Here is a 447-nt window from a genome sequence, read left to right as displayed (position 1 = left end):
AGAGAAGGCTGGATCTGATGAGCAAATTAACCCGTCTTGAAAAGTATCACCTGAACTATTGGTCTCAGCGTCAGGCGTCAAAAGTAGTCGCCGTAACTCCTGCGGCGATGGAGGTAGAAAAGCGCGCTGTTGAGCGAGAATCGAAAGGCCAGTTCCGCATTGCAGAAAGACTCTGGTTGCTGTGCATGGATGCAGCAGTCGGTGAGGTTGAACGCGCAAGAATAGCGATACGCCGCGATCAGTGCATATCGAAAGGCAATGGCCTGCGGCGTGGTGAATACGCAGGGAACGGATGTCGCGGGGTGGTGTATGACTAACCCTCACGACAATATCCGCGTCGGTAGCATCACGCTGGTTTATTCAACTCTGCGCCGTGGTTGGTTAGCGCCAGGCGGCCTCGTTATCAGAACCCCATTAACGGCCCAGCGCATGGTCGGGTTGCTTAAA

Annotated in this window: 2 protein-coding genes; both read left to right on the top strand. The window is 54.1% G+C overall.

Annotated elements, in window-relative coordinates; genetic code table 11:
* The first annotated feature begins 17 nt into the window (after positions 1-17).
* Positions 18-317: a PerC family transcriptional regulator gene (locus ACU8YC_RS27635; RefSeq protein ID WP_446896346.1), complete on the top strand. Its 300-nt coding sequence runs from the start codon at positions 18-20 to the stop codon at positions 315-317.
* On the top strand, positions 259-447 hold a 189-nt coding region (locus tag ACU8YC_RS27630; RefSeq protein ID WP_446896345.1), incomplete at its 3' end, for a DUF1317 family protein. The genes ACU8YC_RS27635 and ACU8YC_RS27630, both read left to right, overlap by 59 nt.

This window comes from Citrobacter sp. VF227 (assembly GCF_052950715.1).
Note: the sequence above shows the minus strand (reverse complement) of the source record. Positions and strands in the feature narration are given on the sequence as shown.